The following is a 24,062-nucleotide window of genomic DNA, read 5'->3' as shown; positions in this document are numbered from 1 at the left end:
TTGACCGCGACCTGAACCATGGCGGCATGACGCTCACCGATAGTCTCGCGTCGGTCACCGCGCAGACGCTGCCGGTCCTCGCGTTCGCCGCCACCCTGGAGATTCTCACCATCCACCGCTCCTACAGCTCCGAGCTGCGGTTCCTGCGAAACTTGGTGCGCGAGCGCCCGACCCGGTGGGCCACCCGGCTGGCGCTCGGCCTGGCGGTGGCCCGATGGGTCCTCGTCGTCATCTACCTGGCCCTGATCGTGTGCGCGATCCGCGCCGAGTGGCTGTGCCTCCGGGTGCTCGGCGGCGAGACCGGTCTGAGCGGCCACGGCGGCGACATCGAGTTCGCGATGATCGCGTCCTTCGTTGCCGTCGCCCTGATCCCGATCACCCCGGCCCTGCTGCGCATGCAATCGCTGCGCACGATCAGGAAGGACATCGGCCTGAACGACTGACGCGGGTCAGCCGCCCATCGGCTGGGGGAACCAGAGGCGGGCGGCGGCGTCCCGGGCCACCAGGAAGCCGGCTATGCCCAGCAGCCAGCTCAACATGGTGTTGCCCTTCGTCAGGACCCAGGCGTTGAGACGGGCCAGGACCCGCTCGACCCAGGTGGGGCCGAAACGGCGCAGCAGGAACAGTGCCAGCGCGGGCAGGACCATCACCACGCAGTAGGCCGCCAGCAACGGCGGCACCTGCCACGGTGACAGGTCGGCGGTGGCCATCATGCCGATCGCACCGAGGTACGGGAGCATGGTGGCCACCTCGGCCAGCGCCGCCAGCACGGCCAGGCCGGTCAGCGAACCCGAACCGGACGCGCCGGTCACGGCCCGGTCCCGCCAGGCCAGCACCGCGGCGGCCGCGGCCGATTTGCGTCGCTCCACCCAGAAGCTCAGGGCGAACAGGATCACCCCGACCGAGAGCTGCGCGATCAGCAGCGGGCGGCTCGCCGAGACCTCGCCGAACGCGGACGCGATCCGGGTGCCGCCCACCACCAGCCCGACACCCACGACGAAATAGCACAGGGCGATCGTGCCCAGGTAGGTCAGCAGCCGGCCGGCCCTGATACCGGCCGGCGCCAGCAGCAGCCAGATCGGGATGAACAGGGTGCCGATGCTGGTGCTGTCGATAATGGCCAAACCGGCAAGAGACAGCAGGAGTACGGCGTCCACGGCGACCATCATGCCCGTTTCGATGGGTGGCTGCGGGGCTCCAGGGCTGGGATGATCCGGGCGTGGTCGAGCAACGGGACGTGGTGTTCGTCAGCTACAGCCATGCCGACCGGCGCGAACAGCGCGCTCGTCTGGAAGGACACTCCCGCAGGGTGAGGTCAGTGTCGTTCAGCCCCGACGCCCGCCCTCCTTGCCACGGCCGGCGGTGACGCCAGAGTGGTGCTGTGGGATCCCGCCACCGGCGAACAGCAAGCTCGGCTGGACGGGAAGCGGCGCGTAGTGAATGCGGTGGTGTCATCGCCGTCGTCGGGCTGTCGGTCATCGTGCTGGAGATCTAAACCCGGCGATATTCCACCTCCGGGCGGCCCGGGCCGCCGTAGCGCGGGCTGCGCACCACCTGCCCGGTCTCGGCCAGGTGCTCCAGGTAGCGGCGTGCGGTCACCCGGGACGCGCCCATCCGCGCGCCGACCTCGGCGGCCGACAACCCGGACGGGACGGGGTCGGCGCGCAGCACGCCCAGGACCAGGTCGAGGGTGTTCTGGTCGAGGCCCTTCGGCAGTGAGTCCGGCGCGGTACCGCGCAGCGCCGCGAAGGCTCGGTCGATCTCGTGCTGAGCCGGCACCTGGCCGGCGCCGAGCAGCTGGCTGCGGTAGCGGGCGTACCCGAGGAGCTTCTCGCGGAAGGTGGCGAACGTGAACGGCTTCAGCAGGTAGTGGGTCACGCCGAGGGAAACGGCCGAGCGGACCACGGCCAGATCACGGGCCGACGTCACCACCAGGACGTCGGTGCCGATGCCGGCCGCTCGCAGGGCTCGGGTCAGCTCCAGGCCGTTCATGTCGGGCAGGTTCAGGTCCAGCAGGATCAGGTCGACCGGGGTGGTCCGCAGGGTGGCCATCGCCTGCTGGGCCGTGTGGGACACCGACAGGACCTGGAAGCCGTCGATCCGTGCCGTGTAGGCGGCGTGGGCCTCGGCGATCAGCGGCTCGTCCTCGACGATCAGGACGCGGATCATGACGGCACCGGCAGGCGTACGGTGATGATCGTGCCGGCCGAGGACTGGACGTCGTAGGCACCGCCGTACCTCTCGGTCACCTGCCGGACCAGCGACAAGCCGACGCCTCGCCCGCCCTCCTTGGTGGTCCAGCCGCGCCGGAAGGCGGCGGCCGGGTCGGGCATGCCCGGCCCGGTGTCGCTCACCGTGACCCGCACCTCGCCGTCCTCCTGGACGACCAGCACCGTGACCTTCCGGGGCGGCGGGGTGCCGGCCACCGCTTCGAGGGCGTTGTCGACCAGGTTGCCCACCACGGTGAGCAGGTCACGACCGGCCGGCGGCGATTCGCTCAGGGAAGAGGCCTCGTCGACGACCAGCTGGACGCCGCGTTCGGCGGCCTGGGCCGACTTGCCGAGCAGCAGGGCGGCCAGGGCCGGCTCGCGCACCGCGCCGACCACCTGGTCGGTGAGCTGCTGGGCGACCTCCAGCTCGGCCGTGGCCAGCCGGACGGCCTCGTCGCTGCGGCCCAGTTCGACCAGGGTGAGCACGGTGTGCAGGCGGTTGGCCGACTCGTGGGCCTGGGCGCGCAGCGCCTCGGTGAGGCCGCGCACCGAGTCGAGTTCGCCGGTGAGGGCGCGCAGCTCGGTGTGGTCGCGCAGGGTGATCACGAGGTGGCCCTGGGAGGGGATCACCCGCTGGTTGGCGACCAGGACGCGGTCACCGACCAGGACCGGCTCGTCGGTCACCTCGGCGCGGGTGGCGATCAGGTCGGCCAGTTCCGGCGGCAGGCCCTCCGAGGCGCCGACCAGGGCCCGGGCCGAGTCGTTGATCAGGGTGACCTGGCCGGAACGGTCCACCACGATCAGCCCCTCGCGCACGGAGTGCAGAACGGCGTCGTGGTACTCGTACATCCTGGTCATCTCGGCCGGCCCGAGGCCGTGGGTCTGGCGGCTCAGCCGCCGGCTGAGCAGCCACGAGCCGGCCGCGGCCAGCAGCAGCGCGACGGCTGCCGGGATCAGCACGACGGGCGCGCGGCCGAGCAGGCGTTTGTTGATCGCGTCGGTGGTGATGCCGACCGAGACCAGCGCGATCACCGTGCGCCCGGCGAGGACGGGGACCACGGTGCGCACCGACTCGCCGAGCGTGCCGGCGTGGGTCTCGACGACGCGGCCGCCGGCGAGGGCGCCGGCGATCGTGCCGATGAAGGGTTGCCCGATCAGGTTGGCGGTGGGGTGGGTCCATCGGGTGCGGTCGGTGGCCATCACCACGACGAAGTCGGTGTGGGTGGCCCGGCGGACGCTTTCGGCGTACGGCTGGAGCACGGCCGACGGGTTCGGGGTGCGGGCCGCCTCGATCACGGTCGGCGCGTGGGCGACCGCCACGGCGATGCCGGTGACCTGGTCGATGGCGGCCTGGGTGGCGTCGTCCCGGGCGAGCAGCACCGCGCCGGTCGTGCCGATCGCGACCAGGCAGGTGACCACGAGCGCCTGCAACACGAACAGCTGACGGGCGATGCTCCAGGCCGGTGAACAGAATGAACGCAAGGGTGCCCCCAGGGTGAGACCTGGGCCACATTCTGCGGTATGAGCACCGACACCTCATCCTCCCGGGTCCGGCGGGACCGGACGCACTTTCTCTACCTGGCGGTGATCGCCGCCGTGCTGGCCGGTATCGCGGTCGGTCTGCTGTTCCCGGAAGTCGGCAAAGACCTGAAGCCGATCGGCACCGGCTTCGTCAACCTGATCAAGATGATGATCGCGCCGGTCATCTTCTGCACGATCGTGCTGGGGGTGGGCTCGATCCGGCAGGCCGCGAAGGTCGGCCGGGTCGGTGGTCTGGCCCTCGGCTACTTCCTGGTGATGTCCACGGTGGCGCTGGCGATCGGCCTGATCGTCGGCAACATCGTGCACCCGGGCGCCGGGCTGCACCTGGACACGGCGGCCGCCGCGGCCGGGCAGAAGGCAGCCAGCGGCGCCGCCTCCGAGGGGCTGTCCGACTTCCTGCTCGAAATCATCCCGGACACGCTGTTCTCCTCGGTGACCGAGGGTGACGTGCTGCCGGCGCTTCTGGTGGCGCTGCTGGTCGGCTTCGCGGTGCAGGCGATGGGCCGCAGCGGCGAGCCGGTGCTGCGGGCCATCGGGCTGCTGCAGAAGGTCGTCTTCAAGGTCCTCGCGATGATCATGTGGCTGGCCCCGATCGGCGCGTTCGGCGCGATGGCCGCGGTGGTCGGCGAGACCGGCGTGGACGCGCTGAAGAGCCTCGCCCAGATCATGCTCGGCTTCTACGTCACCTGCGCGATCTTCATCTTCGTGATCCTCGCGGTGATCCTGTGGGCGTTCGCCCGGATGAACATCTTCTCGCTGCTGCGCTACCTGGCCCGGGAGTTCCTGCTGATCCTGTCGACGTCGTCGTCGGAGTCGGCGTTCCCGCGGCTGATCGCGAAGATGGAACACCTGGGCGTCAGCAAGCCGGTGGTCGGCATCACGGTGCCGGTCGGTTACTCGTTCAACCTGGACGGCACCGCGATCTACCTGACCATGGCGTCGCTGTTCATCGCCGAGGCGATGGGTGACCCGCTGTCGATCGGCGAGCAGATCTCCCTGCTCGCCTTCATGATCATCGCGTCCAAGGGCGCGGCCGGGATCACCGGCGCGGGGCTCGCGACGCTGGCCGGCGGGCTGCAGAGCCACCGGCCCGACCTGGTCGACGGCGTCGGCCTGATCGTCGGCATCGACCGGTTCATGTCGGAGGCCCGCGCGATGACCAACTTCGCCGGCAACGCGGTGGCGACCGTTCTGGTCGGCACCTGGACCGGCGAGATCAACCGGGAGAAGGCGCAGGCCGTGCTGGCCGGTGACCTGCCGTTCGACGAGTCGACGATGCTCGACGCCGACGATGACGAGACGCGCACACCCGAGGAGGAGGCGCCCGCGGTGGCGACCCGGGAGTCCTGAACCGCTGTCCGGCCGCCTCCGGGCAGTGCACGGGCCCGGCCCCTCCGCCGAGGGGCCGGGCCTTTTTTCTCACCCCAGAAGACGGCAATAAACGGCATCCGGTGTACGGGCTGAGCCGATCCGACCGGTCCACGCGATTCCCGCGGCGTACTCGTTGTCGGCGCACTGACCTTGGTAATTGCCGGTGGCGAAGTCACCGCCCGGGTTACCGGCCGGACGGTTGTCGCCGCGGTCGAACCAGACCGTGCGTCCGGAACTCGCCGGCCCGCTGGTGAACCCGCAGAGAGCGCTGGACATGGCGGCGCCGCGCACCGCGTAACCGACCAGCAGGGAACCGGCCGGGCACTGGAATTTGGTGTACCCCGACGCCCAATCGGTGGTCACGTACCGCTCGTCCTTGACGACCTCGTAACCGGTCCACGACGAGACGCCCGCGGTATCCGTACACAATCCTCGGTTGCCCTTGTCGGCCAGGCCGATCAGGCGTTGCCCATCCGGGCAGGCCGACTTGCGGGCGCCGGAATCCCAGTCCGGGCGGTCGCGCAGCAGGGCGGAAGCGACGAAGTCACCGCGGTCCGGGCTGAGCATCGACCAACGCGCGACCGGAGCCACATAACCCGACCTTCCCGAGGTGACCAGACGATTCCACGCGTCGTAGCGCCAGTCGCTCCGCACGGAGTCGAAGCCGCCGGCACGGTCCCAGAACAGCAGCGCCCAATTGTTGACCGAGCGATTCTCCAGCCAGCCGACGGCCGGCCAATAGGCGAAGTCGGCGTCGGTCCGGACCAGGTAGTCGGTGAAGTTGGCGAACCACTGGCGCTGCGACGAGCCGGGGGCGGATCCGGCGTCGACCCCGAACTCGCTGATCCAGACGGGTGCGGTGAAATGCTGGCCGGGCGTCGCGGAGACGTAGAAGGCGTCGTGGTCGAGCACGTCGAAAAGGTCGTCCCGGGAGAAGTCGCGATAGCGCGGATCACTCGTCTCGCCGATGCCGGTCGCCCCGCTGTGATGGGGCCCGGTGTAGTCGTAGAAATGAGCCGAGTAGACGAGCTTTCCAGAGGCGACCAGCGTGTGCGACAGCGTCCGGGCCGGAACGAGGGTGGGCCGCCCGTGCGCGAACCCGTCCACCGGGATCCCGGTCCAGTTGATGCCCTCCACGATGATCAGCAGATTCGGGTTGGCCTCGCGCAGAATCCGATCGCCGAGGTGTTGCGACGCCGCGAACCAGTCGTGGTCGTCGCCGCCTCCCCAGTTCGGGTCGTCCAGCACGTTCCGGCGCACCTCGTTGTAGAGGTCGGCGCCGACGACCCGCGGATCGTCGCGATAGCGCCGCACCATGAACAGCCAGTTCTCCTCCCATTCCGCGGTGGTCTGGGAGGCATTCCAGCGCTCGTTCCCGTCGACGCCACAGCACCACTTCGTGGTGTTCGTATGGTTGTTGAGAATCACGGCCAGTCCGGCGCCGGTCAGGCCGGCGACCACCCGGTCGTACACCTGAAGTGGGGTCAGTCCGTTGAGGGCCGGATCGGCGGCGCCGGTGACCGGTTGGGTGTCGCGCAGCATCTCGTCGGAGAACGGCAGCCGCACACTGTTGATGCCGATGGCCCGGAAGCCGGCCACGACGGTGGCGATCGAAACCCGGTCGAGGCCCATCGGAATGCGCCGCGAATTCTCCCCGGCATGATGATCGGCGTCGTCGTTGACGTCGCCGGAACCGTTCCGGGTGCCGCTCGCGCCGTGCCAGTTGGCCGAGCGCAGCTTGAACCGTTCGCCGTTGGCATCCACGATGTAGCGTCCGCGCGTGCTGAGCGGGGCGGTCCAGCCGGGTTCCGCGGCGGCTTGCGTCGGCGCCGGGCCCACCAGGAGCAGCGGAATCAACAGCGCCTTGAGCATCGACATGGGCTGATCTAACTCGCCGGCCGCGGGAAACCCCAGAGCCCGCGCCGGATCCTGCCCCGAGATACTGGTAGCCGTGACGATCAAGGCGCTGATCTTCGACTTCGACGGCCTGCTCATGGACACGGAGACCACGCTGCTGGAGAGCTGGCGCTGGGAGTGGCGGCGGCACGGCCTGGAGCTCGACCCGACCGGCTTCTTCGCACCCCACGGCGGCGACGCGAACGAACCCCGCTACCTGGCCCTGGCCGCCGCGGTCGGGCCGGCCTACGACCGCGAGTCCAGCCACACCCTGCGGATGGCCCACCGCGCGACGTTGAACGCCGCCCTGGAGCCGGCCCCCGGGGTCCGGGACTGGCTGGACCGGGCCGCACAGCTGGGCCTGCGGCTGGCGGTGGCGAGCAGCTCCCCGTTCGACCATGTGGGCGCCATGCTCGACCGGGCCGGCCTGCTGTCCCGCTTCGAGGTGCTGGCGACCGGCGAGGAGGTGGCCGCGCACAAGCCCGATCCGGCAGTCTACCGGCTGGCTCTGGAGCGGCTCGGGCTGCCGCCCGCGGAGGCCGTCGCCTTCGAGGACACCCCGCACGGCGTGGCCGCCGCGCAGGCGGCCGGCCTGCGCTGCGTGGCGGTGCCGAACCCGCACGCCGACCACGCCCGCTTCGCCGCCGCCGACCTGCTCCTGCGCAGCGCCGCCGACCTGCCGCTGGACGCGATCCTGCGCTCGTAGCGAGGCACCCCGTCGCGAGGGTCAGCCGATGCAGGCCTGATACGCCTTCTTGTAGGCAGCGTCACCGGCGGCGTCGGCCTTCACCACCTGGTAGGGCTCTCCCTCGTGGACGTAACCGGCCGGTGCGCCCGAGGAGGCCTCGACCTGCCACAGCAGGGTGCCGTCCGTGCAGTCCATCGAGGCCAGCATCAGCGCGGTGCCGGACGGGCTCGAGCAGCCCGCCTTCGCCTTCTCGGTGTCGACGAGCTTGCCCGGCTGAAACACGTCCTTGCAGGCCGGCGGGGCGGCGGCCGGTGCGGACGCCGGTGCGGCCGGCACATTGGCCGTGGTTTTGGCCGGTTCAGCCTTGGAACATCCGCCGAGTACGACCAGCGCGCCGGCAGCAAGACCGAACATGTGCAGAGCCCTCATTGATCATCTCCAGTGTCGAGGTGGAACTCGGCGCACGTTAGTGGCGTTCCGGCTCAGCTCGACGGACAAAAAGTCCAAAACCCCCTTCGGCGGTCGTGGTGACCTGCTCGCCGGTGTCGGCGGCCTCCTCGATGGCCAGCGCCAGCAGGTGGTCCTGCGCGCCCTCGGCCAGCGGGTACGGCGGTGGGGCCTCGCCCCGGATCCACGCGGCCATCGCGTCCAGCAGCGTCGCGATGGCGATCTCGTCGTCGTTGAAGCGGTGACCGGCGTACGGATTGCGGTAGAGCACCTCGCCACCCAGCGTGATGGTCTCCGTGTCGTAGCCATTCAGGTCCAGGTCGTGGCCGCTCTGCCGGCGCGCCAGCGCCGTGCGGGCGATGGTGCGCGGGGCGGGCAGGTGCACGATCTCGTCGTCGTGCAGTTCGCCGTGCGTGCCACGGACCAGCAGCCGGCGGAAGCGCAGCAGGTTGCGGGTCTGCCCGGTGGTGAAGTCGTAGACGCCGGACCGGCCCTGGCCGAAGTCGAGCGTGGCGATGGTCGTGGTGGCCGGTTTCGGCGCCGGGTCGTCGGTCCACCCCTGCCGGTCGAGCGGGTCGAGCAGCGGCGCGACGGTGCGCACCGCGCGGACGGCGGCCGGAGCGTGTCCGGCGCCGAGGAATCCGCGGATCAGCGACACCGCGTGGTGCTGCTGGGTGGAGGACACCTGCACCTGGGTGGGCGTGCCGATGATCCCGGAGCGCACCGCGGCGAGCCGGGCCGCGTGCGCGGGCATCAGCAGATATTGCTCGGCGACCTGCACCAGCCCGGTCGAGCCGACGGCCGCCCAGAGTTCCCGCAGGCCGGGCCGGTCGGCGGCGGGTGGGGTCTCGGTCAGCACGGGCAGGCCGTGGGCGACGGCCTCGGTGACGAACCTCGCGGCCGCGGCGGGTGGGACCGCGCTGATCAGGAAGTCCGGCCGGGCCTGCCGGAGACAGGTGGCGAGGTCGCCGAAGGCGGGGACCGGCAGCTCGCGCCGGCCGCGCACGATCGCGCCGACGCACTCCAGGCCGGGCAGCGCCTGCGCGACCCGGTGGATCGCCGCCGCACGGAAGCCGAAGCCGGCCAGAGCGAACCTCATCGCCGCCGCCGGCGCACCGTGGCCACCACCGGCACGGCCAGCAACGCGATCAGGGCGACACCGGCGACGGCGAGGCCGGGCCGCAGGCCGGGTGGCTCGAACGAGCAGTCCACCCGGGTGGCGCCGTCGGTCAGCGGCACGCCGATGAACCCGTAGTACGAGATCGGCGCGTGCCGCGCGCCGCCGTCGACCCCGCACGACCAGCCCTTGACGGCGGGCGCGGCCACCATCGCCGTACCGGTGCTGCCGGCCGGGAGGGTGGCGCTGAGGGTGTGCCCGCCGGCCTCGACCTTGGTCGCGCCGGTGGCCCGGAGCCGTTCGACCGCGGTGGCGAACGCGGCGCGGTCGAGGCAGCCGAGCACCGGCGCGGGCAGGACCTGCGGCCGGGAGGCCCACACCTCCAGCTTGACCTTTCCGTCGGCCGGCACCGTGCCGAGCAGCCGCATCGGGTTGCTGGTCATCGGCTCGGTCGCGACGAACGGGATCTCCGACTGCAGGCTGTGGACCGCGCCCGCGAACCAGGGCGTGTAGAAGTAGGCCTCGCGGCCGGGCGTACACGTCGCGGTGAAGGTCGTCCACCGGCTGCCCTTGGGCGTCGGTGGCACCTGCCAGCCGGTGCCGGCCGGCGTCGCCGCCGGGCCGTCGGTCCAGGTCAGCGCCGGCGTCTCGTAGACGGTGGCGCCGAGCAGCGCCTCCTGGCGGGCGAAGACCGACGTGAACGGCTGGTTGCCGGAACCGGCCGGGTGGACGGTCACCATCGGCGCGGCCGGGCCGGCCGGAACCACCGCGCCGCTGTCGTCGACGTACGTGTTGACCGCCATCAGGGCGCGGGTCACCGGGTCGGTGGGGCTGTGGATGTGCCGGCCGCGCCAGGTCCACGAGATGCCGAGGGACTGCAGCGCCTGCGAGGTCTCGGCCATCACGTAGGTGTCGTAGTAGCGGGAACCCTCGGCGCGCAGCAGGGCGGGGTCGCCGTTGGCGAACCGGTGCGGGCCGGACTCCACCCGCGCGGCCGGCCAGGTGCGGGCGGCCTGGATGGCGTCGAACGTCGACCGGACATCGGACTGCTGCAGGGTCGGGTGCGGGTCGAAGAACGGGATGTCCTTCCGGACCGCGTCGGCCACATAGGTGGAGTAGGCGGCGCCGAAGAAGACCCCGGCGACGAGTACGGCCGCCGAACCGGTCCGCAGCCACCGGGAGGTGCGCACCCGCAGCAGCAGGACCAGCGCACCCAGCATCAGCGGGCCGCCGATCAGAACGCTGCGCCAGGTCGACGGCCGTACCGCCGTGGTGTTCCGGGCGAACACGAGGATCGCGAGGATGAGGGCGGCCCCGCCGAGCAGGGCGGTGACCCGCGGCCGCCGGGCCAGGGACAGCCACGCCACCATGGTCAGCATGCCGCTGAACACGAACGCGGCGCGGTAGGGGCTGCCGTTGGGGATGGCGAGCCCGTGCCACAGCAGGATGGTGGGCCGCCAGAAGAACGACAGGAGGACCAGCACCAGCAGGCCGATCCAGGCCAGTCGCTCCTTGGCGGGCACACCCCGGTGGAACGGGAAAGCCGCCACCAGCAGCAGCCCGAACATGCCGATCAGGATGTTCGGGCTGGACACCAGGGACTTACCGCCGGGCAGGAACTGGGCCAGGATGTCCAGCAGCGGCGGGGCACCGCGGAAGTCGATCGCGGGCGGCGGCTGGGCACCGTTGCTGGCCAGCCCGCAGACAATGATCACCGGCGCGGCCAGCAGCACGCCGACCAGCGTCATCGAGCCGGCGCGCAGCAGGACGGCCCAGGAAAACTTGGTGAGCAGCAACCGGACCAGGAAGATCAGCGCGGCGGCGATGGTGACCATCGCCGCGGTGTAGAAGTTGCCCAGCCAGGCAGCTGCGATGATCAGCGTGCCGGGCACCCAGTGCCGTTCCTGCAGGCACCAGTCGGCGGCGATGCAGATCGCCGGCAGCGCGGCCAGCCCCCACAGCCACATCGGGTCGGCAAACGCGTCGTTGATCACCCAGCCGCACAGGCCGTACCCGACGCCCAGCAGCATCCGCCACCACGGTGAGCCCGGCGCCAGCCGGCCGAGGAAGACGGTCATCAGCGCCGCGGCGAGGCCCAGGCTGAGCAGCGTGACGAGGAAGACCGGCAGGTCGAGCAGGTCGCGCGGGAACAGGCCGACCAGCCAGGAGAACGGGTTGGTCAAGAACGAGAAGAAGTCGGGCAGGAAGGCCGTGCCGTAGCCGCTGCTCCAGCTGAAGAACAGGTCGCCGGCGGCCTTGCCGTGCTCGAGGTCCCAGAGCTCGGCGTGGAACGGGATGAACTGGTTGCCCAGATCGTTGACGGCGCGCGAGGTCGGCCCGAACGGATAGATCCCGTTCGCGAACAGCGACAGGCAGTAGGCGCCCATCGACAGCAGCGCAGCGGCTGCGGCAGCCGGGAACTCCCGGGTTGTCCAAGACGGCACGAAGCTTCTCCCACCCCGCTGGGACGAAACCAAAGGGCGACCGTACTAGATCGTCGCTACACAATGGGGGGTCCGCCACGCATGGGAGCGCTTTCACTGCGTGGATGCGCCACCGCCCGGGCCGGCGGCCGGGAAATAGGGGCGAGACCTGTCGGACCCCCGTGGCAGCATAACGAACGTGGACGCACGGGGACCGGGCCGATTTCTGTGGTGGCTGGCACGCGAACACAAGGGGCGGGTCGGGCTCGGCGCGATGTTCGGAACGCTGTGGTTCCTGAGCCTCGCGTTGATTCCGTGGCTGCTCGCCCAGGCCATCGACCACGGCCTGCATCCACGGAAGACCGGCCCGCTGCTGGAGTGGGCCGCCCTGGTGCTGCTCGTCGGCATCTCGAACGCGGTGTTCGGCATCATGCGGCACCGCAGCATGACCAAGCTGCGCCTGGCCGCCGCCCTGCACACCGCCGACCTGGTGATGACCCACGCCACCCGGCTCGGTGCCGCGCTCCCCCGCCGGGTCACCGCCGGCGAGGTGGTCACCATCGGCATCTCCGACGTCTGGACCATCGGCCGGGCCATGAATGTCGGCGGGGTCGGCGTGGCATCCGTCGTGGCCTGGGCCGCGATCGCCGCGCTGCTGTTCCACACCTCGCACGTCCTGGCCGTCGTCATGCTGATCGGCGTGCCGCTGCTCGTCCTCGTCGTCGGGCCACTGCTCGGCCGCACCCAGAAAGCCGGTTCCCGTTACCGCGAGCAGCAGGGCGAGCTGAACGCCCGGCTGGTCGACGTGCTCGGCGGCCTGAAGATCCTCAACGGGCTCGGCGGCAAGGAGACCCACCAGGAGCGGTATGAAGAGCAGTCGGCGCGCCTGCGCGAGCAGGGTTACCGGGTGGGCGGCCCGTCGAGCTGGATCGGCGCGATCGGCGACGGCCTGCCGGTGGTGTTCATCGGCGTGGTGATCTGGCTGGCGGCCCGCCTCGCCGCGAGCGGTGACATCACGATCGGCCAGCTGATCGCGGTGTACGGGTATACGGCGATGCTCGTCATCCCGGTGAGCGTGCTGATCTTCTGCGGCTTCGACGTCACCCACGGCCTGGTCTCCGCCCGCCGGGTCACCAACTTCCTGCGCATCCCGCTCGACGACCCGGCCGGGCGGCCCGGGCCGGCCGGTCCGGCGCGGCTCCACGATCCCGAGTCCGGGGTGTTCGCCGAGCCGGGGCAGCTCACCGCGCTCGCGGGCGACGGCGCCGCCATCGTCGAACGGCTCGGCCGATACGGGCCGACCACCGCGACCTGGGGCGGCGTGCCCCTCGAGGAGATCGCGCAACCCGAGATCAGATCGCGGATCCTGGTGGCGCATCAGGACGCCGACCTGTTCGCCGGCCCGCTGCGCGCGGTGGTCGCCGGCCCCGCCGAGCCCGACGATCTGCGCGTCGAGACGGCCATCGACACGGCCGCCGCGGCCGACGTCGCCACGTCGCTCGACCGGCCGGTCGAGTGGACCGGGCGCAACCTGTCCGGCGGCCAGCGACAACGGCTGCGGCTGGCCCGGGCGCTCTACACCGACCCGGAGATGCTGCTCGCCGTCGAACCGACCTCGGCCGTGGACGCACACACCGAGGCGGCCATCGCCGAGCGGCTCACGGCGGCTCGATCCGGCCGCGGCACCCTCGTCACGACCACCTCGCCGCTGCTGCTCGACCGGGCCGACACCGTGCACTACCTGGTCGACGGCCGGGTCGCCGCCACCGGTACGCACCGCTCGCTGCTGGCCTCCGAGCCCGGCTACCGCGCCCTGGTCACCCGGGTGTTCGAGGAGGACGAGTGAGCGCCGTGCTGCCGGTGGCGAGCCAGAAGACCGTCGGGCGGGCCGCGCTGCGGCTCATCGCCGCCGACCGGCGAGCGGTCGCCGGCATGCTGGCGCTCAACGCGCTCGCCGCCCTCGCCGCCCTCGGCGGGCCCTGGCTGCTCGGCCGCATCATCGACGAGGTCACCGCCGGGCACGGACCGGACTCGGTCGACCGGCTCGCCATCGCCGTGCTGGCTTGCGCCGTCGCCCAGACCATCCTGTCCCGGCAGGCGCTGGCCATCGCCTACCGGTTCGGCGAGCGCACCGCGGCCCGGATCCGCGAGGGCTACCTGCGCCGGGCGCTCAGCCTGCCCGCCGCGGTCATCGAGCGGGTGCCCGCCGGCGACCTCGCCGCCCGCGGCACCACCGACATCGACCAGGTCGCCACCACGCTGCGCGACATCCTGCCCAACGTGTTCATCGGCCTGGTCCAGATGCTCTTCATCATCGGCGCGGTGCTGCTGATCGATCCGCTGCTCGGCCTGGTCGGGGTGACCGGCCTGACCGGCATCTGGTTCGTGACCAGGTGGTATCTACGCCGGGCCCGGGATGCCTACCTGGCCGAGGGCTCCGCCAACTCGCGGCTCGCCGACGAGCTCGCCGCCACCACCGAGGGCGCCCGCACCGTCGAGGCGTTCGGCCTGCACGAGCGCCGGCTCACCGCCGGGCACGAGGCCATCGCCGAGACCCGGCGCACGCGGCTCGCGACCCTGGCGTTGCGCAGCGTCTACTTCCCGAGCGTCGAGACGTCGTACGCCGTGCCCACCGTGTTCGTGCTGGTCGTCGGCGGTCTGCTCTACATCCACGGAGAAGTCAGCCTGGGCACGGTCGGCGCGGCCGTGCTCTACCTCCGGCAGCTGGTCGGCCCGCTGGACACCCTGCTGATCTGGATCGAGCAGTTGCAGAGCAGCAGCGCCTCCTTCGCCCGGGTCGAGGGCATCGCCGAGATCCCGCCGCCGCCCCCGCCCGCCACCGCCACCCCGACCAGCGACCGGATCGAGGTGACCGGCGTCCGATACGCGTACGACGAGGGCCGGGACGTTCTGCACGACGTCAGCCTGACCGTGCGCCCGGGGGAACGCCTCGCCATCGTCGGGCTCTCCGGCGCCGGCAAGTCCACCCTGGGCCGGCTCATCGCGGGCGTCGACCGGCCCACCGCCGGCACCGTGACGGTCGGCGGCGTCCCGATCGCCGACCTGCCGCCCGACGTGCTCCGCCGCCAGGTCGTCCTGGTCACCCAGGAGCACCACGTGTTCCGGGAGACGCTGCGCGACAACCTGATGGTCCCGGCCCCCGACCCGGTGCTGCGCGAGGCCCTGGCCACGGTCGGCGCCGACTGGGCCGACGACCTCGATCGCGACCTCGGCGAGCGGCCGCTGGACGGCGCGCAGGCGCAGCAACTCGCGCTGGCCCGGGTGGTCCTGGCCGACCCGCACACGGTGATCCTGGACGAGGCCACCGCGCTGCTCGACCCGACCGCGGCCCGCACCGCCGAGCGCGCGCTGGCCGCCGTGCTGCACGAGCGCACGGTGATCGCCATCGCCCATCGCCTGCAGACCGCCCACGACGCCGATGCGGTGGCGGTCATGGACGACGGCCGCATCATCGAGCTGGGCACCCACGACGAGCTGGTGGCCGCCGGCGGCCCCTACTCGGCGCTCTGGCACTCCTGGCACGGCGACTCCGAAGAAAACTTTTCGCTCCCGAGGAAACCGCTTACCTGATTCATCCGTACCTATCGCTGCCACCGTCCCTGCTAGCGAAAGGTTCCAGCGATGACTCGGACTCGTGTGAAACGACTGCTCGCCGCGGCGATCGCCCTCGTGGGCGTCGGTTCCGCGGTGGTCTTCACCAACTTCGCCTCGGCCGCCGAGACGACAGCGGCCCGCACCACGGCCGCCGGCGACCAGGTGGTCACCGAGACGATCGAGGTCACCGGGGTCTTCGACGGCGCCGGCCAGCGCTTCATCGGCGGTGGCGATCTCGGCGACGGCGGCCAGGCCGAGGGCCAGGACGCTCTGTTCGACCTGGCCGCCGGAGCCACGCTCACGAACGTCATCCTCGGCACCCCGGCCGCCGACGGCGTGCACTGCGCCGGCAGCTGCACCCTCAGCAACGTGAAATGGGAGGACGTCGGCGAGGACGCCGCCACCTTCCGCGGCACGAACGCGACGGTGGTCATCGACGGCGGCAGCGCGGTTTCGGCCGACGACAAGGTCTTCCAGGACAACCGCGGCGCCGGCGGCTCGGTGACCATCCGCAACTTCGCGGTCTCCGACTTCGGCAAGCTCTACCGCTCCTGCGGCAACTGCTCCACCCAGGCGGCCCGCACCACCACCCTGGAGAACATCACCGCCACCGCCCCCGGCAACACGCTGGCCGGCATCAACGTCAACCTGGGCGACAAGGTCACCCTGAACGGCGTGACGCTGGTCGGCGACGACATCTCCCTGTGCGACCTCTTCGAGGGCAACGACACCGGCGACGAGCCCACCAAGATCGGCGAGGGCCCGGACGGCACCAGCTGCATCGCCACCGGAGTGACCGGCCCGTAAGGCACGGGGCTGAGCCGCCGGCGGTCGGCTCCTCCACCCGAACCGCCGGCCGAGCCCGGTGACCTCCTGCCCGGAGGGTCACCGGGCTCACCCACCACGTCAGCGCGGGCGGACCAAGCCCAGGTCGTAGGCGACGATGGTGGCCTGCACGCGGTTGGCCGCGCCCAGCTTGGCCATCAGAGCGTTCACGTGGGCCTTGACCGTGCCGACGCCGATGCCGAGTTCGGCGCCGACCTCCGCGTTGGACAGCCCGCGGGCCACGCCGAGCAGCACCTCGCGCTCGCGCGGGGTGAGGGCGGCCAGCCGCCGGTCGGCCTCCGGCGCGGCGGCCACCGCGCCCGTCGCGAACGCGTCGATCAACCGCCGGGTGACCGTCGGGCTGAGCATCGCCTCCCCCGCCGCCACCACCCGGATGGCCGCGACCAGGTCGGCCGGGTCGGCGTCCTTGAGCAGGAACCCGGACGCCCCCGCCTTGAGCGCCTGAAAGACGTGGGCGTCCTGATGAAACGTCGTCAGCACGAGCACTTTCGGCGGACTGGCCGAGGCGGCCAGCCGCTCCGTCGCGGCCAGGCCGTCCATCCCGGGCATGCGCACATCCATGAGTACGACATCCGGTGTCACCGCCGCCGCCAGTGTCAGTGCGGTCGCGCCGTCACCGGCCTCCCCCACCACCTCGAGGTCGTCCTGCGACCCGACGATGGCGGCCAGCCCGGCCCGCACCATCACCTGGTCATCCACGATCATCACTCGGACGGCGATGGTGACACCTCCCCGGCAGCCTCGGATCCGACGCCCCGATCGTAGGGCTCGGCGGGCCGGCCCAGGCCGTCCAGCAGGGCCCGCATCGCGGCCAGGGCGTGCCGGGCGGCGGCCACCACGGCGGGGAGGTCGTCGCGGGCGGCCGCGGCCGGGATCTGGGCCGCATGCTGCAGGACGGCGTCCCGGAGGCCGGCCGCCACCCGGGCACGCTCGCCGCGGGCGTGGTCGGCCGCCCGGAACAGGACGGCTTCGACCCGGCCCTCCTCGCGGGCGTGGCGGCGGTCGCGGCGGCCGCGTTCCAGGTGGCCGGCCAGCCAGCTCAGGCCGGCCGGGACGGCCAGCAGGACCGCGACGACCCCGGCCAGGAAGGCGGCGATGAAGATGCGGGCCGCCAGGCTGGTCGCCGGCTCGGTGGCGTCCGGCGGGTCCAGGCCGATCAGGGTGCCGAGCGCCGCGGCCGACGAGATCGCCGCGATCCCGGCGGAGAGCCAGGTCAGTCCGGCGGGTTTGCCCCGGGACGCGACGGAGTAGACGGCGGCGAATTCGGCGCCCGCACTGAACAGGAACAGCCAGGCGGTGCCGGACGGGATCACGGCCAGGCCGACCAGCAGCGGGCCCAGCCAAGTGGTGGCGGCCACGGCCGCGAACACCGGCCACGGGTGGCTGCGCCGCCAGAACAGCGGCACCGGGTGCGCCACGACGGCCAGGACGACCAGGGCGATGCCGGGGGCGGTGAGGCCGTCCTCCGCCGCGCTCACGGCCAGGCCGCTCAGGGGTGCCACCACCAGGAGCGCGACCAGGACGGCATCCAGCACGACGGGACTCCACTGTCGCCGCCGGGGCGAGGGTGCGGTCAGCGGGAGAACGGCGCGCACCCGCCAGCCGCCGTCGTCGCGCCGGCCCGCGGTGACGGTGCCGCCCACCGCGGCCGCGCGCTCGCGCATGCCGGTCACGCCGCGGCCGCCGCCGAGGCCGGTCACCGCCGGGCCATCGGGCTGCCCGTCGTCGTCGATGACCAGTTCGGCGTGCTCCCGCGCGTACCGCAAATGCAGCCGGACCGGACGGCCTGGCGCATATCGCAGGGTGTTGGTCAGCGCCTCGCGGGCGATGCCGTAGGCGGCGTCGGCGATGGCGGGCGGCGGATCGCCGGGCGGGAGGTCCGTGGTCACCGGCTGGCCCAGGGGGGCGAAGGCCTCGGCCAGGTCGGCCAAACTCTGCGGGCGGTCCGGCGGGAGCTCGTCGGCGGGCAGGATCCGCACCAGGCGGTGCAGGGCGGCGAGGGTGTCCCGGCCGGTCCGGGCGGCGTAGGTGAGGGCCTCGGGGCGCAGTTCGGGGCGCTGGGTGGCGAGCATCTCGGCGGCCGACGCGTTGATCACGATGGAGGTGAGGTGGTGGGCGGTGACGTCGTGCAGCTCGCGGGCCAGGCGGCGGCGTTCGGCCACGGCCGCCTCGCGTTCGGCTCGTTCGGCCTCGGCCAGGCGGTCGGCGGCCTCGGCGCGGGCTCGGACCCATTGGCCCCGGCGGCGGCCCAGGGCCGCGATCGCGGCGTAGACGGCGACCACGGCCAGCATGATCCACAGGTAGTCGGCGCCGACCTCGTCGTCGAGCGCCGTGACCCCGGCCTGGACCAGGACGGCGCCGGCGGTGGCGATCGCGGTGGTGCGGCCGTCCCGGCGGGCGGCGACGCTGAACAGGGCCACCATGTCGGCGGCCGACACGACCAGGAGGGAATCGCGCGGCGCGATCAGCTCGCCGGCCGGGATCGCGATGCTGACCGCGATCATGGTGAGGACCGGCCGGGTGCGCCGCCACAGCAGGGCCGCGCCGATCACCAGGGTCGTCCCGGCCAGCGCGATCGCACGCAGCGGCGGCAGCGCGTGGTGCGGCCACAGGGCCAACTGGACCGCCACCAGCAGCGCCGGCAGCAGCCAGGTTCTCCACTGCTTCATGTCCCTGGACTCTGGTCTATAACCAAGGTCCTAGGCCAATTCAGACCGTGGTCCGATTCGATCAAGGTGCCCCGGCCGCCAAACTCTCGGCATGCCTCGATATCACCGCCTCGCCGGTCCGAGAGTCTCCCGCACGGTCCTCGGCACGCTGTTCATCGTCATCGCCGGGCCGGTCCTCGCGATCGGCGGATTCCTGTTGGTCACCATGGCGGCCGCGATCGCCGGGCGGCCCGACGGGCCCGACGGGGTGCCGAGCTTCGGCGAGCGCGCCGATCTGGCGCTCGCGTTCCTGATGGTCGCGGCGCTGTTGCCGGTGACGCTGGTCGCGGCGCGGGCGATCCAGAGACGGCCGGCCGGCACGCTCGCGTCGGTCACCGGGCGGTTGCGGTGGCGCTGGCTGCTGACCTGCCTGGCGGTGGCGGCCGTCGCGATCGTGCTGCTGCTCGGCGGCGGCACGGCGCTCGCCGCGGCCACCGGGGTCGATGCCGGGTTCGACCGGGCCGAGTTGGTCGGCTGGGGGCCGTTCCTGGCCTCCATGGCGGTGCTCGTGCTGGTGGTCCCGCCGCAGGCGGCGGCCGAGGAGTTCGTGACCCGGGGCTGGCTGCTGCAGGCGGTGGGCTCGTGGTGCCGGCGGCCGTGGCTGCCGATCGGGATCCAGGCCGTGATCTTCGCGGCGCTGCACGGGTGGGGCACGCCGTGGGGGTTCACCGACCTGCTGCTGTTCGGGGTGGTCACGGGCTGGCTGACGGTGCGCACCGGCGGTCTGGAGGCGGCGATCGCGCTGCACGTGGCCAACAACCTGCTCGGCAGCGTGGCGGCGGCCGCCTTCGGTGAGCTGGGCACGGACGAGACGGCGGCCGACATGCCGTGGCAGTTCCTGGTGGTCGACGTGCTGGTGCTCAGCGCGTACGCGTGGGTCGTCGTGCGGCTTGCCCGCAGAGCGGGCGTCGCTTTCGAAAGCCGTATCGACCCCCTTGATCGCGTCGATTTTCCCACGCGACCAAACATCGACGCACAACTTGCGCCAATGCCGCCTCTAGCTGGCGAAAGGATTGATCTTCCCAGCCGTTGACATCGGTCACGAATGTTGCGACTGTTCGACCATCGTGTTTCGTGTTTGATTTTGTGCAACGTGTGCACGTGCACGTAGTCGGCATTCGACAAGGAGCCAAATCCCATGTCACGCACAACCCCTCGCGCTCTGCTGGCCGTCGCCCTCGTGGCCGGCACGGCGTTCGCCGTCACCGCCGGGGAGCCCGCCCTCGCCACCGGCGGCGGCGACACCTCCTGTGCCACCACCGGCTCGATCGACTATGGATTCGACCTGGCCGGCGACGGCTGGAAGTTCACCACCGGCGACGACGTCGCCTGGGCCGCGCCGTCCTTCGACGACACCGCCTGGAAGTCGTGGACGGTCCCGGACAACTGGAACACCGACGCCACCCTGGCCAAGTACGACGGCTATGCGTGGTACCGCAAGACGTTCACGCTGCCGGCCCGGCCGTCGGGTGTCACCGACTCGACGATCGTGGCCGCGCTCGGGCAGATCGACGACGCCGACCAGACCTTCCTGAACGGCACCGAGATCGGCCGCACCGGCGGCTTCCCGCCCAACTTCGACTCCACGTGGGAGGTCCCGCGGGAGTATTACCCGGCCGACGGCCTGCTCAAGTGGGGCGCCACCAACACCATCGCGGTCCGGGCCTACGACGGCACCGGCGGTGGCGGCTTCTACGCCGGCCCGGTCGGCCTCTACACGAAGGCGCATCTGCGGGCGCTCAACGGCATCACCGGCAAGGCCGCGACCAAGAGCCAGCTGGCGTACGCCTGCGCGATCCTGAACAAGCAGCACCGCGCGATCGCCTCGGGTGACGTGCGCGGTTACGCCTCGACGCTGGCCGACGGCTTCTTCCACCGGGGCGACACCGCCGACCGGCGACTGTCCGAGGTCAAGGGCTGGATCAGCGCCAACAAGAAGATCACGCTGACCGACACGCAGGCCGAGGTCTTCGTCGACTCGCAGGGCCGGCTCGTGGTCGACACCATCCGCGGCTGGACCGCCGCCGACGGCACCGAGTTGCTGCCGGCCACCCGGGAGATGCTCTACCTCGACCCACGCAGGAGCGTCGAGCTGGGCGACCATGCCCGCTTCTTCCGGGACAGCTACGTCTCGGCCGCGATGGGCAAGCGGGTCCAGTTCAACGTCTACCTGCCGAAGAACTACACCCGCACCACGGCCGAGCGCTTCCCGGTCGTCTACCTGCTGAACGGCATCAACGGCAGCAACATCGAGTGGGAGGCCCGCGACATCGACACGGTCCTCGACAAGCTGATCAAGGACAAGGGCCTCGAGGACTTCGTCGTGGTCTTCCCGGACGGCGGCAGCGGGTGGTATGTGGACACCTCGGCCGGCAACTACAAGACGATGATCACCGGTGAGATCGTGCCGATGGTCGACAGGGAGTACCGCACGATTCCCGATCGGGAGCACCGCGGCATCTCCGGCGTCTCGATGGGCGGCCAGGGCGCGTTCACGATCGGCCTCACCCGGCCCGACCTGTTCAGCTCGATCGCCAGCCACATCGGCGCGTTCAGCTACCCGCCGCTGGCCGGCACCGCCGCCGAGCGCGCGGCCAACGCCGGTCTCCAGCCGATCAACATGGTCACCGGGATGACGGCGACCCAGCTGAATGTGCACACCTACTACTTCGACGGCGGCGACCAGGACGAGTACGGCTTCGGCACCGCGGCCAAGAACATGAGCGTGGCCCTGGCGTCGAAGGGGGTCAAGCACGACTACCAGCTGGGCGCGGGCAACCACGCCGACTCGTACTGGATGCCGAAGCTGGACCGGTCGTTCGGGCTGCACAGCGAGCAGTTCCGCACCCACCCGTACAAGCAGCGGAAGGAGCCGAAGCCGGCCAGGTCGCCCTACGTCTGGCCGTGATCGCCGACCGAACTGAATAGCACCGCAGCATCGACGGCGCGTTGCCACTTGCGGTATTCGGCAGCGCGCCGGGTCGCCTCCATGGCCGGCAGCCAGCGGCCGGCCCGGTGCCGGTTGTTGCGCAGGTCCTGGAGGTCCGACCAGTAACCGACGGCGAGGCCGGCCGCGTAAGCGGCACCGAGCGACACGGTCTCGGCGACCATCGGGCGCACCACCGGCACATCGAGGACGTCCGCGATGATCTGCATGAGCATGTTGTCGGCGGTCATCCCGCCGTCCACGTTGAGCGCGGTCAGCGCGAGGCCCGAGTCGGCGTTCATCGCGTCGACCACCTCGCGGGTCTGCCACCCGGTCGCCTCGAGCACCGCCCGGGCCAGGTGCCCCTTGGTGATGTAGGAGGTCAGGCCGACGATCACGCCGCGCGCCTCGCTGCGCCAGTGCGGCGCGAACAGCCCGGAGAAGGCCGGCACGATGTAGCAGCCGCCGTTGTCGGCGACCGTCCCGGCCAGGGTCTCGATCTCCGAGGCGGTGCCGATCAGCCCGAGCCCGTCGCGCACCCACTGCACCAGCGACCCGGCGACGGCGATCGAGCCTTCGAGCGCGTAGGCGACCGGGTCGGAGCCGATCCGGTAACCCACCGTGGTCAGCAACCCGTGCGTCGACCGCACCGGCGTGGAGCCGGTGTTCATGAGCAGAAACCCGCCCGTACCATATGTGCATTTTGCGTCTCCGGCCGCGAAGCAGGTCTGGCCGAAGAGCGCGGCCTGCTGGTCCCCCATCGCGGCGGCGATCGGCACGCCGGGCAGCACGGACGAAGCCGCGCCGTAGACCTCGGACGAGGAGCGGATGGACGGGAGCATCGCCTGTGGGATCGTGCACACATCCAGCAGCGAAGCGTCCCACGCCAGCGTCGACAGATCCATGAGCATGGTGCGGCTGGCGTTGGTGACGTCGGTCAGGTGCTCCCGGCCGCCGGTCAGGTTCCAGATCAGCCAGCTGTCCATCGTCCCGAAGAGCACCTCGCCCTTCTCGGCCCGGGCCCGCAACCCGGGGATGTGGTCGAGCAGCCACTGCACCTTGGTCGCGGAGAAGTAGGTGGCCGGCTGGAGTCCCGTCTTCGCACCGATCAGGGCCGGATCCAGGGCCGAGGCCAGCGACGAGGTGCGGGTGTCCGGCCAGCCGATGGCCGGCGCCACCGGCACGCCGGTCGCGCGGTCCCACACCACCGTGGTCTCCCGCTGGTTGGCGATGCCGATCGCGGCGACCTGGGACGCGCCGATCCCGGCCGACCGCATCGCCCGGGCGATCAGCCGCTGGGTGTCCCGCCAGATCCGGGCCGCGTCGTGCTCGACCCACCCGGGGCGGGGATAGCTCTGCGGATGCTCGGCCCGGGCCACGGCGACGACGGTGGCCCGCCGGTCGAAGAGAATGCACCGGGTCGAGGTGGTCCCCTGATCGATGGCGAGGATGTAGCGCTCGGGTGAAGTCATCGGCGTGGCCCGGCCAGATCGCGGGAGATCGCGTGCGCGGTCGCGCAGACCTGCTCGACCAGCGCGGTTCGCGGCCGCAGCCGGCCGTCGCAGATCCGCTCGACCGGCCCGTAGATGCCGATCGCGCCGACCACCAGCCCGCCGTAGGTGCGCACGGGGGCGGCGATACCCGCGCGGCCCGGCTCCCACTCCTCGACCGCCGAGCCCCACCCTTGGGCGCGGACCTCGGCGAGAGCCCGGGCGAACTCTCGCGGGGCGGTCACGGTCTTCCGGGTGTACGGGTCGAGCCCGCCCCTGGCGAGCGCCGTCACGTCGTACGCCAGAAGGACCTTGCCCAACGACGTGGCGTGCGCCGGCACGACCAGGCCGGTGTCCATCGCCTGGGTGGTGTCGTCGGGCCGGAAGACGTGGTGGACGACCCGGACCGAGGCGCCCTGCAGGACCCCGATCCGGACCGCTTCGACGGTGCGGCCGGCGAGGGCGTCGGCCCAGTCGAGGGCGCGTGAGCGCAGTTCGTTGACGTCGAGCCCGACGTTGGCGAGGTCGAGCAACCCGCGGCCGAGCCGGTAGCGGGCGGTGCGCGGGTCCTGCTCGACGAACCCGACCTGCTCGAGGGTGCGCAGGATGCCGTGCGCGGTCGACTTGGGCAGCCCGAGCGCGTCGGCGACCTCTTTGACCCGCAGCCGGTCGGGACCGGCCGCGAGCAGCCGTAACACGGCCGACGACCGCTCGATGGACTGGATCATCCCGGGCACCGCGCGAGACTAGCCCACTATTGGCGCCCCGACAACGTGCGACATT

General features: G+C 71.7%; 19 protein-coding genes. 8 read left to right on the top strand and 11 right to left on the bottom strand.

Annotated features, from left to right (window positions below; translation table 11 throughout):
• The first annotated feature begins 26 nt into the window (after positions 1-26).
• Positions 27-443, top strand: a complete 417-nt coding sequence (locus tag Ato02nite_RS13115; protein ID WP_213006754.1) for a hypothetical protein — start codon at positions 27-29, stop codon at positions 441-443.
• 6 nt (positions 444-449) lie between these two features.
• Here Ato02nite_RS13115 and Ato02nite_RS13110 read toward each other — a convergent pair whose 3' ends face one another.
• From Ato02nite_RS13110 to Ato02nite_RS13100, 3 genes are all read right to left on the bottom strand, one after another.
• Entirely contained in the window at positions 450-1,157 is a 708-nt protein-coding gene (locus Ato02nite_RS13110) for a GAP family protein (RefSeq protein WP_213006753.1), read from the bottom strand.
• Between the two features lie 334 nt (positions 1,158-1,491).
• Entirely contained in the window at positions 1,492-2,169 is a 678-nt protein-coding gene (locus tag Ato02nite_RS13105) for a response regulator (RefSeq protein WP_213006752.1), read from the bottom strand.
• Positions 2,166-3,692 carry a sensor histidine kinase gene (locus Ato02nite_RS13100; protein WP_213006751.1) on the bottom strand — a complete coding sequence of 509 codons (1,527 nt, stop codon included), beginning with the start codon at positions 3,690-3,692 and terminating at the stop codon, positions 2,166-2,168. Before Ato02nite_RS13100 ends, Ato02nite_RS13105 begins: the two co-directional genes overlap by 4 nt.
• A 39-nt stretch (positions 3,693-3,731) precedes the next feature.
• Between Ato02nite_RS13100 and Ato02nite_RS13095 the strand changes: the two genes are divergently transcribed.
• Positions 3,732-5,102 carry a cation:dicarboxylate symporter family transporter gene (locus tag Ato02nite_RS13095; protein WP_213006750.1) on the top strand — a complete coding sequence of 457 codons (1,371 nt, stop codon included), beginning with the start codon at positions 3,732-3,734 and terminating at the stop codon, positions 5,100-5,102.
• Positions 5,103-5,171: 69 nt separating this feature from the next.
• On the opposite strand, the gene Ato02nite_RS13090 is transcribed toward Ato02nite_RS13095, so the two are convergent.
• Entirely contained in the window at positions 5,172-7,001 is a 1,830-nt protein-coding gene (locus tag Ato02nite_RS13090; RefSeq protein WP_213006749.1) for a glycoside hydrolase family 5 protein, read from the bottom strand.
• Positions 7,002-7,074: 73 nt separating this feature from the next.
• Here Ato02nite_RS13090 and Ato02nite_RS13085 point away from each other — a divergent pair, with 73 nt between their 5' ends.
• On the top strand, positions 7,075-7,725 hold the full coding sequence (locus Ato02nite_RS13085; protein ID WP_213006748.1) for an HAD family hydrolase: 651 nt from the start codon (positions 7,075-7,077) through the stop codon (positions 7,723-7,725).
• 21 nt (positions 7,726-7,746) lie between these two features.
• On the opposite strand, the gene Ato02nite_RS13080 is transcribed toward Ato02nite_RS13085, so the two are convergent.
• Genes Ato02nite_RS13080 through Ato02nite_RS13070 form a run of 3 tightly spaced genes read right to left on the bottom strand, consistent with a single transcriptional unit; the run spans position 7,747 to position 11,715 of the window.
• Positions 7,747-8,136: a hypothetical protein gene (locus Ato02nite_RS13080; RefSeq protein ID WP_213006747.1), complete on the bottom strand. Its 390-nt coding sequence runs from the start codon at positions 8,134-8,136 to the stop codon at positions 7,747-7,749.
• A 37-nt stretch (positions 8,137-8,173) separates the two neighbouring features.
• Entirely contained in the window at positions 8,174-9,253 is a 1,080-nt protein-coding gene (locus tag Ato02nite_RS13075; protein WP_213006746.1) for a Gfo/Idh/MocA family protein, read from the bottom strand.
• Positions 9,250-11,715, bottom strand: coding sequence for a YfhO family protein (locus tag Ato02nite_RS13070; RefSeq protein ID WP_213006745.1), 2,466 nt, complete (start codon positions 11,713-11,715; stop codon positions 9,250-9,252). Before Ato02nite_RS13070 ends, Ato02nite_RS13075 begins: the two co-directional genes overlap by 4 nt.
• 253 nt (positions 11,716-11,968) lie before the next feature.
• Here Ato02nite_RS13070 and Ato02nite_RS13065 point away from each other — a divergent pair, with 253 nt between their 5' ends.
• From Ato02nite_RS13065 to Ato02nite_RS13055, 3 genes are read left to right on the top strand one after another with little or no spacing between them, the layout of a single operon-like run.
• Entirely contained in the window at positions 11,969-13,540 is a 1,572-nt protein-coding gene (locus Ato02nite_RS13065; protein ID WP_213006929.1) for an ABC transporter transmembrane domain-containing protein, read from the top strand.
• The gene (locus Ato02nite_RS13060; protein ID WP_213006744.1) at positions 13,537-15,285 is read left to right on the top strand and encodes an ABC transporter ATP-binding protein; all 1,749 of its coding nucleotides are present in this window, start codon (positions 13,537-13,539) and stop codon (positions 15,283-15,285) included. Before Ato02nite_RS13065 ends, Ato02nite_RS13060 begins: the two co-directional genes overlap by 4 nt.
• A gap of 51 nt (positions 15,286-15,336) precedes the next feature.
• A complete protein-coding gene (locus Ato02nite_RS13055; protein WP_213006743.1) occupies positions 15,337-16,116 on the top strand; it encodes a pectate lyase in 780 nt (259 codons plus the stop codon).
• Between the two features lie 99 nt (positions 16,117-16,215).
• On the opposite strand, the gene Ato02nite_RS13050 is transcribed toward Ato02nite_RS13055, so the two are convergent.
• Positions 16,216-16,860: a response regulator gene (locus tag Ato02nite_RS13050; RefSeq protein ID WP_213006928.1), complete on the bottom strand. Its 645-nt coding sequence runs from the start codon at positions 16,858-16,860 to the stop codon at positions 16,216-16,218.
• Positions 16,860-18,824: a sensor histidine kinase gene (locus tag Ato02nite_RS13045; protein ID WP_213006742.1), complete on the bottom strand. Its 1,965-nt coding sequence runs from the start codon at positions 18,822-18,824 to the stop codon at positions 16,860-16,862. The genes Ato02nite_RS13050 and Ato02nite_RS13045 overlap by 1 nt, the downstream gene beginning before the upstream one ends.
• Positions 18,825-18,915: 91 nt before the next feature.
• On the opposite strand from Ato02nite_RS13045, the gene Ato02nite_RS13040 reads away from it, so the two are divergent.
• Positions 18,916-19,896 carry a CPBP family intramembrane glutamic endopeptidase gene (locus Ato02nite_RS13040; protein ID WP_213006741.1) on the top strand — a complete coding sequence of 327 codons (981 nt, stop codon included), beginning with the start codon at positions 18,916-18,918 and terminating at the stop codon, positions 19,894-19,896.
• Positions 19,897-20,001: 105 nt separating this feature from the next.
• On the top strand, positions 20,002-21,771 hold the full coding sequence (locus Ato02nite_RS13035; RefSeq protein WP_213006740.1) for an alpha/beta hydrolase: 1,770 nt from the start codon (positions 20,002-20,004) through the stop codon (positions 21,769-21,771).
• Here the strand turns inward: Ato02nite_RS13035 and glpK are convergent.
• Both glpK and Ato02nite_RS13025 read right to left on the bottom strand, forming a co-directional pair.
• Positions 21,756-23,261: a glycerol kinase GlpK gene (gene glpK, locus Ato02nite_RS13030; RefSeq protein ID WP_213006739.1), complete on the bottom strand. Its 1,506-nt coding sequence runs from the start codon at positions 23,259-23,261 to the stop codon at positions 21,756-21,758. The genes Ato02nite_RS13035 and glpK overlap by 16 nt on opposite strands.
• The gene (locus Ato02nite_RS13025; RefSeq protein ID WP_213006738.1) at positions 23,258-24,016 is read right to left on the bottom strand and encodes an IclR family transcriptional regulator; all 759 of its coding nucleotides are present in this window, start codon (positions 24,014-24,016) and stop codon (positions 23,258-23,260) included. The genes glpK and Ato02nite_RS13025 overlap by 4 nt, the downstream gene beginning before the upstream one ends.
• Between the last annotated feature and the right edge of the window lie 46 nt (positions 24,017-24,062).

Source organism: Paractinoplanes toevensis (assembly GCF_018332695.1).
Classification (GTDB): Bacteria; Actinomycetota; Actinomycetes; order Mycobacteriales; family Micromonosporaceae; genus Actinoplanes; species Actinoplanes toevensis.
This window is presented reverse-complemented; position numbering and strand designations above follow the sequence as displayed.